Raw genomic sequence first — 16,252 nt, 5'->3', positions numbered from 1 at the left:
CGCACTTCTCGAAAGCGTCGTGCTTTTCGAGAATTTTGCGGTCTGCGGACCGTGTTTCTCTAAGGCCCCGATCTAATAGGGCTCATAGCGGGCAACCGCGGGTGTCGGACATAAGAGCCGGTCTCCCATAACGACAAACCAAAAGAGAATGCCATCATGCGTCACATGAAATCCGGTCGTAAGTTCAATCGGACCAGCAGCCACCGTCAGGCGATGTTCCGCAACATGTCAGCATCGCTGATCAAGCACGAGCTGATCCGTACCACCCTGCCCAAGGCCAAGGAACTGCGCCGCGTTGCCGAGCCGCTGATCACCCTGGCCAAGAATGACGGCGTCGCCAATCGTCGTCTCGCCTTCTCGCGCCTGCGCGACAAGGAAGCCGTGGGCAAGCTGTTCACGGATCTGGGCCCGCGCTACCGCGAGCGTCCGGGCGGTTACCTGCGTATCCTGAAGTGTGGCAACCGCGACGGCGACAATGCTCCGATGGCCTACGTCGAGCTGGTCGATCGTCCGGAAGCACCGGAAGCCGAATAAGCGACCGCATCACGAACGCCGGAAATGAGACGCCCCGGGAGCTTCAGCTTCCGGGGCGTCTTTTTTTTGGGACATTGCACTCTCGAGCGTTGGCATGCAGCTGACAAGCGGGCGGGGAATCGGTACCTTTGCCGTTCCATCGTTCAAGTCATTCGCCATGAATCCATTGCGCTGGTCTTTCCGCACGCTCTATCTCTTCGGCTTTCTCGTCTGCGCCGGCTTGATCGCCTTCGCGCTTTATGCGCAATACGTGATGCTGATGGATCCATGTCCGCTGTGCATTCTGCAGCGTGTGGCCTTCATTGCGCTGGGTGTGGTGTTTCTGATTGGTGGCCTGCATGCCCCCAAGGCTCGTGGCAGATGGTTCTATGCGCTGCTTGTTGTCGTGGCGGCCGGGGTCGGGGTGGCGATCGCTTCGCGTCATCTGTGGATTCAGTCGCTTCCGCCGGGCGCCGTGCCCAGCTGCGGAGCGCCGCTCGGCTATCTTCTGGATACTCGTGATGCGCATGGCGGGCTGCTCGGGGTGCTGAAGATGGTGCTGAGCGGGTCGGGCGAATGCGCCAAGGTCGAGACGATCCTCGGCCTGTCGATGCCCTGGTGGTCGTTGATCTGGTTTGTGCTGCTGGGACTCGGCGGTCTGTTCGCCGTACGCAGCCGCCGCTGAACTCTTCCGCACGAATTTCGCTCATGCCCGCGCGGCATTTCCCTCAATGGGGGATAATGTCTACTCTGCATCCATGAACCATCGTGCCCGCGCCATGAACGTCAGCGACCGTAATCTGCAAGCCATCCGTGAACCCGAGAACTGGGCGGTGGACTCCTGGCAGTCGCGTGAGGCCATTCAGCAGCCGCATTACGAGGACCAGGTGGCGTTGGGTGGCGTGCTGGCCCAATTGAACGAACGCCCGCCGCTGGTCACGTCATGGGAAGTGCTGGCGCTCAAGCGCCTGGTAGCCGAGGCGCAGGAAGGCCGACGTTTCGTCCTGCAGGGCGGCGATTGCGCCGAGAGTTTCGCGGACTGCAACAACCGAGTCATCACCAATCGTCTGAAGGTCCTGCTGCAGATGAGTCTGGTGCTGGTCCACGGCCTGCGTCTGCCGGTGCTGCGTGTGGGCCGCTTCGCGGGGCAGTACGCCAAGCCGCGATCGACCGACACCGAGACCCGGGATGGCGTGACGCTGCCCAGCTATCGGGGCGACATCATCAATGCCCCCGCATTCGAGGCCGATGCGCGCCGCGCAGATCCGCAGCGTCTGCTGCGTGCGCATTCGCATTCGGCGATGACGATGAATTTCGTGCGTGCGCTGATCGACGGTGGTTTCGCGGACCTTCATCATCCCGAATATTGGGATCTGGCCTGGGTCGATCATTCCCCCCTTGCCAGCGAATACCGTCAGATGGTCGACGGCATCAGCGACTCGCTGCGATTCATGGAGACGCTGGCCGGCGAGGCGCTGGAGAGTTTCTCGCGCGTGGATTTCTTCACGTCCCACGAGGCGCTTCTTCTGCACTACGAGCAGGCGCAGACACGGCGCGTGCCGCGTCAATGGGGTTGGTTCAACCTCGGTACGCATTTCCCTTGGATCGGTATGCGCACGGCGGCGCTGGATGGCGCGCACGTCGAATACTTCCGCGGCATTCGCAACCCGGTCGCGGTGAAAGTCGGGCCGACGATGCAGCGAGACCATCTGCTACGCCTTCTGGAAGTGCTCAACCCCGAGGACGAGCCGGGCCGCCTGACGCTGATCCATCGCATGGGCGCGGGCAAGATTGCCGAGCAATTACCGCCTCTGCTGGACGGCGTGAAGGCGAGCGGACGTCGGGTTCTGTGGATCTGCGATCCGATGCACGGCAACACCGAGAGCACGTCCAACGGCTACAAGACGCGTCGCTTCGCCAATGTCGCCAGTGAGCTGGAGCAGGCCTTCGATGCGCATGCTGCGGCCGGCACGCGTCTGGGTGGCGTGCACCTGGAATTGACCGGCGAGGATGTCACCGAGTGCATCGGCGGAGCGCGGGGCCTGGCCGAGGCGGACCTTTCGCGCGCGTACAAGTCGAACGTGGACCCGCGTCTGAACTATGAGCAATCGCTGGAACTGGCGATGCTGATCGTTCGCAAGTCAGGCGGCCGCATCAGCGTCTAGATCCGTCGCGCGTATCGATGACGCGAATTCGGCCATCGCTTCATGACTGAGTCGGGATTGGTGCATCACTCGTGCTCGAAGACGAAGCCGGTGTCGTCGTGCTGTCGGCGGGTGCCGGATTTCCGGGAGCTGAAGCATCGCTGGGCGAGTTCGCGGAGGCTGCCTGAGCGGGTGCGGGGTTCGTTGTATGTTCCACCGAAGGGGGCGGATCGGGCGTTTCCTCCAGCACCGAGGGGAAGAAGTGCGGTCGACGCCGTGCATGGGTGTGCTGCTCGAAACCGTAGGCGATGCCGATCAGCGTCGGTTCACTCCATTTTCCGGCAAAGAACACCACGCCGATCGGCAGGCCGTGCACGAAGCCGGCCGGGACCGTGATGGACGGATAGCCAGCGACGGCGGCTGTGCCGTAACCGTTGCCGCCGTCGTTGTCACCGTTGACCAGATCTGTGACCCACGCCGGCCCCTGTGTTGGTGCCACGAGTGCGTCCAGGTGCTGTGCGGTGAGGGCGGCGTCGATGCCTTCCGGCCCGGCCAGTCGGTGTGCTTTCTGTCGCGCGTCAATGTAGCCCTTGTCGGTCAGCGGCCCCATGGTCTCAGCTTTTAGGAACAGTTCCTGCCCGAACCACGGCATCTCGGTGTCCGCGTGCGCCTTGTTGTAGGCGATGAGGTCGGCCAGCGAATGCACTTTCAGGCGTGGCCGTGTGGCCAGGTAGGCGTTGAGGTCGTGCTTGAACTCATACAGCAGGACCGTGAACTCGGCGGCGCCATACTCGTTCAGATGCGGCAGCTTGACCGGGTCGACGACGATGGCACCCGCAGCGCGCATCGCCGCGATGGCCTGGTCCAGGATGCGGTCGGTGGCCGGGCTGTAGCCGGTCAGGCCACGGACCACTCCGATGCGCTTGCCGCGAAGGCCCTGCGGATCGAGAAAGCGAGTGTAGTCGGTGGCGTGCAGGTCGGCTTCGCGGGTGGCCGGATCTTGCGGGTCGCTGCCGGCCATCGCGGTGAGCAGGCGCGCGGCATCGCCGACGGTGCGTGCCATCGGTCCGGCGGTGTCCTGGGTGTGACTGATGGGGATGATGCCTGCACGGCTGACCAGGCCCACGGTCGGTTTGATGCCGACGATACCGTTCGCCGCCGACGGACAGATCACGGAGCCGTCCGTCTCGGTTCCGATGGCGACCGTGACGAAGCCGGCTGCGACGGCAGCGGCCGAGCCGGAGCTGGAGCCGCAGGCTGTGCGGTTGAGCACGTACGGATTGCGCGTCAGTCCGCCGCGACCGCTCCAGCCGCTGCTGGAGTGCGTAGAGCGAAAATTGGCCCATTCGCTGAGGTTGGTCTTGCCCAGTAGCACCATGCCCGCCGCGCGCAGTTTCAGCGCGACGGTGGCGTCGCGCGGCGCGGGTGGGCCGGCCAGTGCCAGTGAGCCGGCGGTGGTCTGCATGCGGTCGCCGGTGTCGATATTGTCCTTCAGCAGGACCGGTATGCCGAGCAGCGGTGCATGCGAGTCCGGTGCGGCGGCGCGTTGATCGTCGCGCTGGCGGGCGATTTCCAGCGCATCGGGGTTGATCTCCAGCACCGCGTTCACATTGGGGCCGGACTGATCCTTGGCTGCGATGCGCATGATGAAATTGCGCGCCAGGGTTTCCGCACTGAGTTGCCCCTGGTGCATGCGCTGCTGAAGCACCGGAATCGAAGCGTAGATATTCGGCACGGGCGTTGCTGCGGGCGCTGAGGCCGGCGTTTGTGCAGGACTTGCGTCGGCGGCCAGTGCAGAAAGTGCGAGGAATCCCGATACGACCCAGATTTTCATGCCATTCCCCCTGAGGAAATCGCGGCGTGGATGATACGTGAGACTCAGTCTACAGGCGTTCTCGGTATGACTGAACGTTGCGGCGAAGGCTACTGGGGCACGTACAATGGAAGGCCTTGCCGCGAAAAGGCGCCGTGCGCGCATTCGCTGCCCTCTGTTACGGGGATCAAGATGCCGCGTTTCGTTCTGACTGTTGCAATGGCGTTTTTGGCGCTCCTGAGCTGGGGCGCGTCGGCGAGCGGGTACACGCCCGCCTCGGTCCCGAACACGCTCAAGCAGCGCATTGCGGCCTGCACCAGTTGTCATGGCGCGAACGGTGAAGGCGGCACGAACGGCTTCAATCCGCGCCTGGCGGGCAAGCCGGCCACCTACCTGTATCACCAATTGCTGAATTTCCGCGATGGCCGCCGCCACTATCCGCTGATGACCTATATGCTGCGGCCGCTTTCGGATGCCTATTTGCACGAGATCGCGACCTATTTTTCAGCGCTGGACACGCGTTACCCCGAGCGGCATCCGCCGCGTCTGTCGTCAACAGAGTTGGCGCGGGGGCGCACGCTGGTGCACGAAGGCGATCCGGGCAAGGGCATTCCTGCCTGCCAGGCCTGCCATGGCGCGCGCCTGACCGGTGTCGAACCGGCCATTCCCGGTTTGCTGGGGCTGCCGTACAGCTACCTCAGCGCGCAGCTCGGTGCATGGCGCAACGGCACACGCCGCATGCGCAAGCCGGATTGCATGAAGCACGTGGCCGATCGCCTGGATGCGCGCGACATTCGCGCGGTGGCCGCCTGGCTCGCTGCACAGCCGATTCCGGCCGAGGATCGCGCGCAGGCAGCCAGCATTCCTGGGCATGACCTGCCGCTGCGCTGCGGCAGCGTGGAGACTGGCGAATGATCGTGCAATGGAAGCGATACGCGGCGCTGGGCATGGCGCTCGTGCTAGCGGCGGTCGTGCTCGGTGCGGCGACCGCCAGTGGCGAGAAGGACTCGTCGCATGGGCGAACCGGCCACGAAGCCGCGTCAGCCGTGCAGATCGCGCGTGGCAAGTATCTGGTCCGCGCCGGCGACTGCATCGCCTGCCACACGGCGCCGGGCGGCCAGCCGTTTGCCGGCAACCGCATGATCCCGACACCATTCGGGGTGATCTACACGGCGAACCTGACTCCGGACAAGGCCACCGGCCTCGGCGACTGGAGCGTGGACGATTTCTGGCGCGCCATGCATCTCGGGCGGGGGCGTGATGGCCGGCTGCTGTATCCGGCGTTTCCGTATCCGTCCTACACCAAGATCCGCCGCGCAGATGTCGAGGCCATGTATGCCTACCTGCGCACCCTGAAACCGGTGCACAGCAGGACGAATCCCCCGGAGTTGTCGTTTCCCTACAGCTGGCGCCGCCTGCTGCTGGGCTGGCGTGCACTGTATTTCGATGCTGGCGAATACGTCGCGAACCCCAAGCGCACGGCGCAGTGGAATCGCGGCGCGTATCTGGTGCAGGGGCTGGGACATTGCAGCGCCTGCCACACGCCGCGCAATGCACTCGGCGCGCGCAAGAGCGGTCAGGCACTGCGCGGCGGCATGATTCCCGAGCAGGGCTGGTACGCCCCTGATCTGACGGCCGACGCCCACGGTGGACTGGCGGGCTGGAGCGAACAGGACATCGTCGACCTGCTGAAGACCGGTCGTTCGCGCAAGGGGACGGCGTACGGTCCGATGGCGGAAGTGGTGCAGAACAGCATGCAATATCTGCGCAACAGCGACCTCCATGCCATGGCCGTCTATCTGCGCAGCCTGTCGCCCGGCCGGGCGGAAGACTCCGCCATGTCGAGCGATGCCGAACAACTGCCCGCCAAGACCGCGACAGCCCTGGTCGCGCGAGGACGCGTCATCTATCGGCGTGATTGCTCGGCTTGCCACCAGAAAGACGGCCGTGGCGTCGCGAATGTGTATCCGCCGCTGGCCGGCAACAGCGTGGTGCGCGCGGCCAACCCGGTCAATCCGGTTCGAGCGGTGCTACTCGGTGGATTCGAGCCGACGACCGCCATGTATCCGCGACCGTACTCGATGCCGCCGTACGCGCAGCGACTCAGCGATCGGGACGTGGCGGCCGTGGTCAGCTACATCCGTCAGGCGTGGGGCAATGCCGCCGCGCCGGTGTCGCCGAGCATGGTGGGCGAGTACCGCTCGATTCCGATCCACTGAGCCGGCGGCTCAGTCGGCGTGCAGCCAGTCCGAAAGCATCTGCCAGGGTTCGATGCGCCAGGCCGCGCGCGCCTGGCCGGAGGGCGAGGGCAGCACGAACAGTCGCGTGTCGCCGATGCGTTCTTCCTGCCAGCCGTAGTCGACCGGGTGGCGAAGCCAGGCGCGTGCGGCATTCTTGCTGGTGAAGGCGACAGCTCCCGGCGCGTGTTGGCGGATGCGCGTCTCGAAGGCTTCGATGTCGAATGCGTCGCGCGGTAATTCGTTGTCGTTGCCCGAGTGATGCTTGGCGAGGTCGGTGAGACCGACGCCCAGCGTGAGCAGGTCGGGGAATTCCGTAGGTGCGAAGCGACGGGGCGTGATGCCCACCTCGTGCAGCGCACGCCAGAAGGCGTTGCCGGGATGGGCGTAGTAGGCCGCCTCGCTGGCCGAGCGGCGGCTCGGCGCGGTGCCGCAGAACACCAGGCGCAGACCCGGTTGCAGCATGTCGGGGAGGATCGGCGCCGAATCAGCGGGCATCGTCGAGCAGGAAGTCGGTGTACTGGAAGCGCTCGTCCCGCAGTACCGACTCGCCGCGCTGGAGTGCGATGGGTGCTTCGAAGGCGGGGCCGGCGAAGGCGAGAGTATGGAATTCGCCGTTCTCGCCGCACGGGTCGACGTCGTCGGGCAGGTCGTCGAGCAGGTCGGCATCGAAGGTGCGTCCGCAGAACGAAGCGTCCAGCTGCGTGGTGTCGACGCAGGTCAGCATGGCGCGGTGGCCCGAGTCCACGAAGCGGCGCGCCATGACTGCGGTGTCCGTCTGCCAGATCGGGAAGACGCCTTCCCACTCCATGCGCGCCAGCTGCTGCTCGCGGTAGGCGCGCACGTCTTCCAGGAACAGATCGCCGTAGGCGCAGTGACGCAGGCCGGGCCAGCGTTCGGCGGCCGCGCGCAGGGCGTCCGCATGGGCCTGTTCGTAGGCCTCATTGCTGCTGGGCCAGTCGATTTCTGCGGTCAGCAGCGGCAGACCGAGCCGTTCGGACTGGCGTTCGAGCACGTCGCGGCGGATGCCGTGCATGGCGATGCGGTCGAAGGTGCGGGTGACGGTGGTGAGCAGGGCGACGGGCTGCCAGTCTGGATCGGCGCGCAGGGCTTGCAGCGCCATCAGACAGTCCTTGCCGCCGCTCCAGGCGAGCAGTACGGGCGTGGTCATGCGGGCCAGTCTACGGATTCGACCTACTAGTCGCGAGTCGTCGCCGATGGTGCAAAAACGAAAACGGCGCCGGCGATCGTTCGACCGCCGGCGCCGCGCCGTCTTTCCGGTGTCGAGCGTCAGGCTGCGCGCGAGGCGCGCTTGCGATCGCTCTCGGTGAGGTGTTTCTTGCGCAGGCGGATTTCCTTCGGCGTGACCTCGACCAGCTCGTCGTCGTCGATGAATTCCAGTGCCTGTTCCAGCGACATTTTCACCGGCGGCGTCAGCGTCAGCGCGTCGTCCTTGCCCGAAGCGCGGACGTTGGTCAGCTGCTTGGCGCGCAGGGCATTGACGGTGAGGTCGTTGTCCTTGGAATGGATGCCGACCAGCTGGCCCTCGTAGATTTCCACGCCGGCGTCGATCAGCATGCGACCGCGATCCTGCAGACCGAACAGGGCGTAGGCCGGCGCCGGGCCGGTGCCGTTGGAGATCAGGACGCCGTTCTGACGCTTGCCGATCGTGCCTTCCGACTTCGGGCCGTAATGGTCGAAGACGTGGAACAGCAGGCCGGTGCCGGCGGTCAGCGTCTTGAACTCGGTCTGGAAACCGATCAGGCCGCGCGCCGGGATCATGTATTCCAGACGTACGCGACCGCGGCCGTCCGGTTCCATGTTCTTCAGCAGGCCCTTGCGCAGACCCAGACGCTCCATCACGCCGCCCTGGTACTGCTCCTCCAGGTCGACCACCAGTTGCTCGTACGGCTCCTGCATCACGCCGTCGATCTCCTTGATGATGACCTCGGGACGCGACACGCCCAGCTCGTAGCCCTCGCGGCGCATGGTCTCGATCAGGATCGACAGGTGCAGTTCGCCGCGGCCGGAGACCTTGAACTTGTCCGGGTCGTCCGTGTCCTCGACCTTCAGCGCCACGTTGTGCAGCGTCTCGCGGATCAGGCGGTCGCGGATCTGGCGGCTGGTGATGAACTTGCCGCCGCTGACGTCCTTCTTGCCGGCGAACGGCGAGTTGTTGACCTGGAAGGTCATGGAGATGGTCGGCTCGTCGACGGTCAGCACCGGCAGCGCCTCGGGTGCGTCGACCGCGCAGACGGTGTCGGAGATGCCCAGGTTCTCGATGCCGGAGATGGCGATGATGTCGCCGGCGCGCGCCTCGGGCACCTCGTTGCGCTCCAGGCCCATGAAGCCGAGCACCTGCAGCACCTTGCCCTGGCGCTTCTTGCCTTCGCGGTCGAGGATGCTGACCGGCATGTTGGTGCGCACGGTGCCACGCTGCACGCGGCCGATGCCGATCACGCCGACGTAGCTGTTGTAGTCGAGCTGGCTGACGCGCATCTGGAACGGGCCGTCCGGGTCCACGTCCGGTGCGGACACCTTGTTGACGATGGTCTCGAACAGCGGCGTCATGTCGCCTTCGCGCACGCTTTCGTCCATGCCGGCATAGCCCTGCAGGCCGGAGGCGTAGACCACCGGGAAGTCCAGCTGCTCATCGCTGGCGCCCAGACGGTCGAACAGGTCGAAGGTGGCGTTGAGCACCCAGTCCGGACGCGCGCCCGGGCGGTCGACCTTGTTGATGACGACGATGGGCTTGAAGCCCATTTCGAAGGCTTTCTGGGTGACGAAGCGCGTCTGCGGCATCGGGCCGTCGAAGGCGTCGACCAGCACCACCACCGAATCGACCATCGACAGCACGCGCTCGACCTCGCCGCCGAAGTCGGCATGGCCCGGGGTGTCGACGATGTTGATGCGCCAGGTCTCGCCCTGCGGATCGGTCCAGCGGATGGCCGTGTTCTTGGCCAGGATGGTGATGCCGCGTTCTTTCTCGAGGTCGTTCGAGTCCATCACGCGATCCGGGATCACCTCGCGCTCGGACAGCGTGTTCGACTGCTTCAGCAGCTGATCGACGAGGGTGGTCTTGCCGTGGTCGACGTGGGCGACGATGGCAATGTTGCGGAGCTTCTCGATGGACATGCGAAACCGGCCCGACCTGTCGGTCGCGCCGCCTTAGTGGTGGAGTGAAGCGCGTGATTATACGGGAAAACTAGCCGAAGCGATATGAACGGCAGCTTGCCGATATCTGCTGGCAGGTTGGCCCCTTGGGTGGGCTGGACGACCGTCCATCACGAGGACATCCGTCAGGCGCGTCGCGGCTACGACGAAGCGGGAAGCGATTGACCGGACGCCGTCCGCTGGGACGACGGCCGGTCGGTGCGGTTCTACTGGATCAGATTGACCTGATCGGCCGCGGTGTACCAAAGCAGGCCGTAATGGCCGTAGGGGTAGGTCAGGCTGCCGTCCTCGCCCCAGATCGACGAGGTGTGCACGCCGTAGACCAGGCAGGTGCCGCTCGAGCAGTTGATCTCGTCCGACCATGACTTGATCGAGTAGACCTTGTCGCCGAAGCGTTTTCCGTACAGGTCGTTGAGGAAGGGACTGTTGACTGACAGCCCCCACGAGCCGCAGGTGGCGTTCCAGACGTTGTACGGATACATGCCGCACGACCACAGACCGTGGAAGGCCCCGGCGATGCCGACAAAAGTGTCGATGTAAGGGCGCGCGCCCAGCTCGACGATCTCGTGCGCGGCCAGGGTCGCGCCCATGGAGTGGCCGATGACGTCGATCTTTCCGGTGCACGAGGCGGCGATGGCGTCGACGATGGCGTTGGCGACTGGAGTCTCTTCCGAACCGTTGTGGTCGTTGCAGGCGGCGCAGGTCTTGCTGCCCCAGTTGGGTGTGAAGATCTGTGAGGCGCTGTAGCCGCGCGCGAGCAGTTCCTGGCGCGTGTTGTCGAAGTCCGACGGCGAGCCGGTGTTGCCGTGCACCAGCACCACGTTGTCGTGGCAGCTGGCTGCGTGCAGCGCGCCGAGCGGCGCCAGAAGCAGCAGGGCCGCGAGACTCAGGATCAGGCGTTGGACGTGCATGATGATTCCTCCCTTGCATTGCCGAAGATTCCCCGCGTCCCCCAACGCGGGGCCGAAACAGCCGAGCTTGTCGTGCGCCGGAACCGGTGCGTGCGCAACCCTGCGATCCCTGTCCGTGTCCGCCTTCCTGCGTTTCCGTTCGGACGCGCGAACCGGCCCCGGCACGAGCGTTATGGAGGCCGTGCGCCTCCGGGAGATGCGGATGGCCGAAGCGGGTCGACGGCATGAGTGTCTGTGCGGTTTGTTTTTCCGCCGATGCCTGATCGATGGCATCGGCCATCGGTGCCCGAACCGCCGAAAATCGGCCCCGGTGCAGTTCCTTCTCCGCGCTGGTCTTTCCAGCCGTTCACTTGGCTAGACCAGCCCGGTCGTGTAGTACAGGGCAATCACCACGAACACGGCCAGCGTCTTGATGATGGTGATGGCGAAGATGTCCTTGTAGGACTGTCGATGGGTCAGGCCGGTGACCGCCAGCAGGGTGATGACCGCGCCGTTGTGCGGCAGCGTGTCCATGCCGCCCGAGGCCATGGCCGCGACGCGGTGGAAGACCTCCAGCGGAATGCCCGCGGCGTGCGCGTTGGCGACGAAGGTGTCGGCCATTGCGCCCAGGGCGATGCTCATGCCGCCCGAGGCCGAGCCGGTGACACCGGCCAGCGCGGTGACCGTGACGGCCTCGTTGACCAGCGGGTTGGGAATCGCGTGCAGCGCGTCGGCGACCACGCGGAAGCCGGGCAGGGCGGCGATCACCGCGCCGAAGCCGTACTCGGAGGCGGTGTTCATCGACGCCAGCAACGCGCCGCCGACGGCCGCCTGGCTGCCGGCCGCGAAGCGTTGCCGGACGGGGCGCCAGGCGAAGACCAGCACGCAGACGATGCCGACCAGCAGCGCGCCTTCCACAGCCCAGATGCCGGCCACGCGCGAGACCTGCTGCACCACCGGCTCGGCTTTGCCGACCACGGCGGGCGTGAACGACGTGGTCGCGCCGTACAGGCGCGGAATCAGGTCGGTGAAGATCTTGTTGGTCACGCCGACCAGCAGCAGCGGCAGGATCGCGATGATCGGGTTGGCCAGCTTGCCGCCCTCGAACGGCGCCGGCTCGTTGACCAGATTCTGGCCGTATCCCTCGCCGGCGCGCGCGGCCTTGCGGCGACGCCACTCGAGATAGCTCATGCCGACGATGAGGATGAACACGCCGCCGAGTGTGCCCAGCCACGGCGCGGCCCAGGCGGTGGTGCCGAAGAAGCTGGTCGGAATGATGTTCTGGATCTGCGGCGTGCCCGGCAGCGAGTCCATGGTGAAGGTGAACGCGCCCAGCGCGATGGTGCCGGGGATCAGGCGCTTGGGAATGTCGGCCTGGCGGAACAGCTCGGCGGCGAACGGATACACCGCGAACACCACCACGAACAGCGACACGCCGCCGTAGGTCAGCAGCGCGCACACCAGCACGATCGACAGCATCGCACGGCTGCGACCGAGCAGGCCGATGGTGGCGGCGACGATGGACTTGGAGAAGCCCGACAGTTCGATCAGCTTGCCGAACACCGCGCCCAGCATGAACACCGGGAAGTAGAGTTTCAGGAAGCCGACCATCTTGGCCATGAACAGGCCGGTGAACATCGGTGCGACCAGCGACGGGTCGGTCAGCAGCACCGCGCCCAGCGCCGCGATCGGCGCGAACAGGATCACGCTGTGACCGCGGTAGGCCGCGAACATCAGGAAGGCCAGCGCCGCCAGCACGATCAAGAAACTCATGCGTCATCCCCCACTCGTGGAGGTTCCGAGTATCGGCATGCATCCCGGTCCGTCCCACTGGACCAAAGTACAAGTGTGACCGCGCGGGCTTGTCGATAGCCTCGTTGCACGCTGTCCTGAAGACCATTCTTGCGGGGGAACACCATGAAACGACAGATCCTTTGTGTGGCCATCGCCGCCGCCTTCGCCGCGCCGTTGTGCGTGCAGGCCGCGCAGCCGGCTGTTTCGCGCGATGCCGCGCCGGTCATGCAGAACGCGCCCGCGAATGCGCAGAACCCGAAGCAGACGGAGGCCGAGAAGAAGCGCGCCGAGGCCACCCAGCTGCAGACCGTCACGGTCACCGCGCGTCGTCGCAGCGAGAATCTGGAAAAGGTACCGGTCGCGGTTAGCGCCTTCAGTTCGGAGGACCTGAAGGATCTGCAGGCCAACAACATCGACGGGCTGCAGGGCGCGGTGCCGGGCCTGAACATCGTGCCGGGCCGCGGATCGTCGTCGTCGGTCAACGTCTTCATCCGCGGCATCGGTCAGCCGGACGCGTTGCAGACGTTCGATCCGGGCGTGGGCATGTACGTCGACGACGTGTACTACTCGCGTATCCAGGGCGCGCTGTTCGATCTGTTCGACGTCGATCACGTCGAGGTGCTGCGCGGTCCGCAGGGCACGCTGTACGGCAAGAATTCCACCGGTGGCGCGATCAAGATCATCACCAAGCAACCCAGCCAGACGCCGGGCGGTTCGGTCGAGGCCAAGGTCGGCAGCTTCGGCCGCCGGGAAGGACAGTTCTACTTCACCGGTCCGCTGAGCGACACGCTGACGGGCAGTCTGGCCGGCATCTACACCAAGAGCGATGGTTTCGTCACCGATCCGACCACCGGACGCAAGTACAACAACGATGACACCAAGGCCGTGCGCGGCAAGCTGCGCTGGGAACCGAGCGATGCCTTCAACGCGACCCTTTCGCTGGACTACACCAAGCAGGACACCGCACTGACGCTGGGCCAGCCGACCGCACCGCTGTACGCGACCGACCTGCTGCTGGGGCCGGTGCTGCTGTACACGCCGCCGGGCGGCAAGTACGACTTCCACTCGCAGACGTCGTTCGGTCCGGGCAAGGGGCAGAAGCTCAAGCATCGGGGCGCGGCGCTGCACATGAACTGGAAGCTCTCCGGCGACTGGAACCTGAAGAGCATCACCGCCTACCGCAAGCTCGACAGCAATTCCTACATCGACATCGACGCTTCGCAGTTCCAGCTCGGCGATGTGCTGGTCGACTTCCACCAGAAGCAGTTCAGTCAGGAACTGCAGCTGCAGTACGACAACGGCGACAACCTGGAAGCGGTCTACGGCCTGTACTACCTCAATGAGAAGGTGCCGTCGCACCAGGAGGCCTACGCCAACGACTTTATCCAGTTCGGCGGTCTGCCGATCGATTTCCTGCGGACCATCGACGACGACCTGCGCAACAAGAGCTACGCAGGCTTCGCGCACGTGAACTGGACTTTCGCGCCCACCTGGACCCTGGCCGCGGGCGTGCGCTACACCAAGGAAACCAAGAAGTACTATCGCACCACCAGCGCGTTCTTCGGCGCACCGTTGCAGGCCTTCAGCGCGGACCCGCAGGCGGTCATCGACAACGTCAGCAAGTCATGGAGCGCGGTGACGCCGTCGCTCAGCCTGCAGAAGCAGTTCAATCCGCAGGTGATGGGCTACATCTCGGTCAACCGCGGCTTCAAGTCGGGCGGCTTCAACGGCCGCGCCAACGATCCCAACGAGGCGGCCGATCCGATCTTCAACCCCGAGTATGTGTGGACATACGAAATGGGTCTGAAGATGCGCTCGTCGGACAACCGCCTGCAGGGAAATCTGGCGGCCTACCGCTCCAACTACAGCGACTTCCAGGCACGCGTCTCGGACGTGGTGAATCCCGGTTCGCTGACGCCGAGCTTCGACTTTCCGGTGCTCAACGCGGCCAAGCTGCGCATCCAGGGCCTGGAGTTCGAGGGCACCGCGTTGATGGGTCGCGGCACGCGACTGTCGACCCAGCTGGCCTGGATGGACGCGACCTACCAGAAGTTCGACGATCACCGTCTGAATCCGAGCGATCCACTGTATGACCCGAACCTGCACAAGCATGTGCCGTTCTCGCCCAAGTTCACCGCGCGCGTGGCGTTGACGCAGACCTTCGAGTTGTCCGGCGGCGCGGCACTGACCTTCGGCGCGGACGCGTCCTATCGCAGCGATACCTGGCTGAGCGTCGACAACCGTCCGGGCCTGATGCAGAAGGCCTACACGGTGACCGGTCTGTTCGGTGTGTACGACTCGGCGAACGGCGACTGGCAGGTGCGCACGGGCGTGCGCAACCTGGGCGACAAGACCTACAAGACCGACGCGCAGGAATTCTCCAGCGTCGGCAACATCCAGACCGCCTACTACGCCATGCCGCGCAACTGGTACCTGAGCGCGCGCTACAACTTCTGACGCCAGGCCTGCGATCGTTCCCATGGTCTCCCCGGGGAACGGTCGAATCGGGACGTCCGGCCGGAGTCTGCCGGGCGTCCCCGGGCCGCACGGGTTCTTGCGTCATTGTGCCAATCGGCGCCATGCAGGGTTCGAGAGATGACTTCCATGACGATACGCGCGGGACTGGCGCTGATGCTCGCTCCGCTTCTGCTCGCTTCCTGTGTGCGTGCGCCGGACAACACACTGCCGAAGCTCAACGTCGACCCGGCTCGTGTGAAGGTGGCGGGTCTGTCCTCCGGGGCCTACATGGCCACGCAGTCGCACATGGCGTGGCCGGATGTGTTTTCCGGTGCGGCGCTGGTCGCGGGCGGTCCGTGGGGGTGTGCCAAAGGAGAGCTGGCGACGGCGCTCGGCACCTGCATGAAAGGCGTGCCGGCACCGGACGTGAAGGCGCTGGCGTCGCGTGCGCGTGCCGACGCGTCGGCGGGCAAGTTGGGGCCGTTGCGTGATCTTGCCGATGACCGCATCTACGTGCTGCACGGCAAGGACGACGACCGCGTCGCCGCAAGTGTCAGCAAGGCCGCTGCGCAGTTCTACGAGGCCTTGCGCGCGGAGGACCCGGCGCTGGCCTCGATGACGGTGATCTGGGACGGCGACCGGAATTTCGGACACAACCTGCCGGTCGCGGTGTCCGGCGAGGACTGCCGCGCTTCGGTGGCGCCATACCTGGGGCGCTGCGGCTTCGACGCCGCCGGCGAGATCTTCGACAAGCTGTACGGTCCGGCGCCGGCGAGCGCAAAATCGCCGTCGGGCGAACTGCTGCGCTTCGACCAGCACCGGCTGCGTCCGGACGGGCGCGATGCGTTTCTCGCCGACACCGGCTATGCCTACGTGCCGAAGGCGTGCCGGAGCGGTGCCGAATGCGGCGTGCTGGTGGTCTTCCACGGGTGCAAGCAGAACGCCGAGTCCGTGGGCGAGACATTCGTGCGCGAGGCCGGCTTCAACCGCTGGGCCGATGTCTATCACGTCGCCGTGCTGTACCCGCAGACACGCGCCAGCTACGCGCCGCTGAATCCGCAGGCCTGCTGGGACTGGTGGGGCTATTCCGGCGCGGACTACGACACTCGCGCGGGCGTCCAGCAGCAGTGGTTGATCCGCGCGCTGGCGGCGCTGGGCGTGGCGCGCGCGCAGGCGGACATCCAGCAGCCGTAGGCCACGGCGACGCGTTTGGTTATGCTCGAACGCCTG

Annotated in this window: 13 protein-coding genes; 7 read left to right on the top strand and 6 right to left on the bottom strand. The window is 65.5% G+C overall.

Annotated features, from left to right (window positions below):
* The first annotated feature begins 156 nt into the window (after window positions 1–156).
* The 3 genes from rplQ to BTJ49_RS00885 all read left to right on the top strand — a co-directional run bounded on the left by rplQ (window position 157) and on the right by BTJ49_RS00885 (window position 2,678).
* On the top strand, window positions 157–534 hold the full coding sequence (gene rplQ / locus BTJ49_RS00895) for a 50S ribosomal protein L17 (RefSeq protein WP_113063491.1): 378 nt from the start codon (window positions 157–159) through the stop codon (window positions 532–534).
* A gap of 157 nt (window positions 535–691) precedes the next feature.
* Window positions 692–1,198 carry a disulfide bond formation protein B gene (locus BTJ49_RS00890; protein WP_113063490.1) on the top strand — a complete coding sequence of 169 codons (507 nt, stop codon included), beginning with the start codon at window positions 692–694 and terminating at the stop codon, window positions 1,196–1,198.
* Between the two features lie 94 nt (window positions 1,199–1,292).
* Window positions 1,293–2,678, top strand: a complete 1,386-nt coding sequence (locus tag BTJ49_RS00885) for a 3-deoxy-7-phosphoheptulonate synthase class II (protein WP_113063980.1) — start codon at window positions 1,293–1,295, stop codon at window positions 2,676–2,678.
* Window positions 2,679–2,718: 40 nt separating this feature from the next.
* On the opposite strand, the gene BTJ49_RS00880 is transcribed toward BTJ49_RS00885, so the two are convergent.
* Window positions 2,719–4,491: an amidase gene (locus tag BTJ49_RS00880; RefSeq protein WP_113063489.1), complete on the bottom strand. Its 1,773-nt coding sequence runs from the start codon at window positions 4,489–4,491 to the stop codon at window positions 2,719–2,721.
* Between the two features lie 171 nt (window positions 4,492–4,662).
* Between BTJ49_RS00880 and BTJ49_RS00875 the strand changes: the two genes are divergently transcribed.
* Together BTJ49_RS00875 and BTJ49_RS00870 are read left to right on the top strand one after the other, a co-directional pair.
* Entirely contained in the window at window positions 4,663–5,385 is a 723-nt protein-coding gene (locus BTJ49_RS00875) for a c-type cytochrome (RefSeq protein ID WP_206098347.1), read from the top strand.
* The gene (locus tag BTJ49_RS00870; RefSeq protein WP_240601679.1) at window positions 5,382–6,689 is read left to right on the top strand and encodes a cytochrome c; all 1,308 of its coding nucleotides are present in this window, start codon (window positions 5,382–5,384) and stop codon (window positions 6,687–6,689) included. The genes BTJ49_RS00875 and BTJ49_RS00870 overlap by 4 nt, the downstream gene beginning before the upstream one ends.
* Window positions 6,690–6,698: 9 nt before the next feature.
* On the opposite strand, the gene BTJ49_RS00865 is transcribed toward BTJ49_RS00870, so the two are convergent.
* From BTJ49_RS00865 to BTJ49_RS00845, 5 genes are all read right to left on the bottom strand, one after another.
* Window positions 6,699–7,205 carry a mismatch-specific DNA-glycosylase gene (locus BTJ49_RS00865; protein ID WP_113063487.1) on the bottom strand — a complete coding sequence of 169 codons (507 nt, stop codon included), beginning with the start codon at window positions 7,203–7,205 and terminating at the stop codon, window positions 6,699–6,701.
* Window positions 7,195–7,878: an ATP-binding protein gene (locus BTJ49_RS00860; protein WP_113063486.1), complete on the bottom strand. Its 684-nt coding sequence runs from the start codon at window positions 7,876–7,878 to the stop codon at window positions 7,195–7,197. The genes BTJ49_RS00865 and BTJ49_RS00860 overlap by 11 nt, the downstream gene beginning before the upstream one ends.
* Before the next feature lie 119 nt (window positions 7,879–7,997).
* Window positions 7,998–9,842, bottom strand: coding sequence for a translational GTPase TypA (gene typA / locus BTJ49_RS00855; protein ID WP_113063485.1), 1,845 nt, complete (start codon window positions 9,840–9,842; stop codon window positions 7,998–8,000).
* A 245-nt stretch (window positions 9,843–10,087) separates the two neighbouring features.
* On the bottom strand, window positions 10,088–10,792 hold the full coding sequence (locus tag BTJ49_RS00850) for an alpha/beta fold hydrolase (protein WP_113063484.1): 705 nt from the start codon (window positions 10,790–10,792) through the stop codon (window positions 10,088–10,090).
* Between the two features lie 354 nt (window positions 10,793–11,146).
* Window positions 11,147–12,544 (bottom strand): GntP family permease, encoded by a 1,398-nt coding sequence (locus tag BTJ49_RS00845; protein WP_113063483.1) that lies wholly within the window; start codon window positions 12,542–12,544, stop codon window positions 11,147–11,149.
* Between the two features lie 144 nt (window positions 12,545–12,688).
* Here BTJ49_RS00845 and BTJ49_RS00840 point away from each other — a divergent pair, with 144 nt between their 5' ends.
* The gene (locus BTJ49_RS00840; RefSeq protein ID WP_240601678.1) at window positions 12,689–15,022 is read left to right on the top strand and encodes a TonB-dependent receptor; all 2,334 of its coding nucleotides are present in this window, start codon (window positions 12,689–12,691) and stop codon (window positions 15,020–15,022) included.
* Between the two features lie 138 nt (window positions 15,023–15,160).
* Window positions 15,161–16,216 carry a PHB depolymerase family esterase gene (locus tag BTJ49_RS00835; protein ID WP_240601677.1) on the top strand — a complete coding sequence of 352 codons (1,056 nt, stop codon included), beginning with the start codon at window positions 15,161–15,163 and terminating at the stop codon, window positions 16,214–16,216.
* Window positions 16,217–16,252: the final 36 nt, after the last annotated feature.

This window comes from Oleiagrimonas sp. MCCC 1A03011, assembly GCF_003267965.1.
Lineage (GTDB): Bacteria > Pseudomonadota > Gammaproteobacteria > Xanthomonadales > Rhodanobacteraceae > Oleiagrimonas > Oleiagrimonas citrea.
This window is presented reverse-complemented; position numbering and strand designations above follow the sequence as displayed.

What these genes read in the sequence shown, in the direction of transcription:
- rplQ (WP_113063491.1), top strand. Translation starts at nt 157, where the DNA reads ATGCGTCACATGAAATCCGGTCGTAAGTTCAATCGGACCAGCAGCCAC.
- BTJ49_RS00890 (WP_113063490.1), top strand. Translation starts at nt 692, where the DNA reads ATGAATCCATTGCGCTGGTCTTTCCGCACGCTCTATCTCTTCGGCTTT.
- BTJ49_RS00885 (WP_113063980.1), top strand. Translation starts at nt 1,293, where the DNA reads ATGAACGTCAGCGACCGTAATCTGCAAGCCATCCGTGAACCCGAGAAC.
- BTJ49_RS00880 (WP_113063489.1), bottom strand. Translation starts at nt 4,491, where the DNA reads ATGAAAATCTGGGTCGTATCGGGATTCCTCGCACTTTCTGCACTGGCC.
- BTJ49_RS00875 (WP_206098347.1), top strand. Translation starts at nt 4,663, where the DNA reads ATGCCGCGTTTCGTTCTGACTGTTGCAATGGCGTTTTTGGCGCTCCTG.
- BTJ49_RS00870 (WP_240601679.1), top strand. Translation starts at nt 5,382, where the DNA reads ATGATCGTGCAATGGAAGCGATACGCGGCGCTGGGCATGGCGCTCGTG.
- BTJ49_RS00865 (WP_113063487.1), bottom strand. Translation starts at nt 7,205, where the DNA reads ATGCCCGCTGATTCGGCGCCGATCCTCCCCGACATGCTGCAACCGGGT.
- BTJ49_RS00860 (WP_113063486.1), bottom strand. Translation starts at nt 7,878, where the DNA reads ATGACCACGCCCGTACTGCTCGCCTGGAGCGGCGGCAAGGACTGTCTG.
- typA (WP_113063485.1), bottom strand. Translation starts at nt 9,842, where the DNA reads ATGTCCATCGAGAAGCTCCGCAACATTGCCATCGTCGCCCACGTCGAC.
- BTJ49_RS00850 (WP_113063484.1), bottom strand. Translation starts at nt 10,792, where the DNA reads ATGCACGTCCAACGCCTGATCCTGAGTCTCGCGGCCCTGCTGCTTCTG.
- BTJ49_RS00845 (WP_113063483.1), bottom strand. Translation starts at nt 12,544, where the DNA reads ATGAGTTTCTTGATCGTGCTGGCGGCGCTGGCCTTCCTGATGTTCGCG.
- BTJ49_RS00840 (WP_240601678.1), top strand. Translation starts at nt 12,689, where the DNA reads ATGAAACGACAGATCCTTTGTGTGGCCATCGCCGCCGCCTTCGCCGCG.
- BTJ49_RS00835 (WP_240601677.1), top strand. Translation starts at nt 15,161, where the DNA reads ATGACTTCCATGACGATACGCGCGGGACTGGCGCTGATGCTCGCTCCG.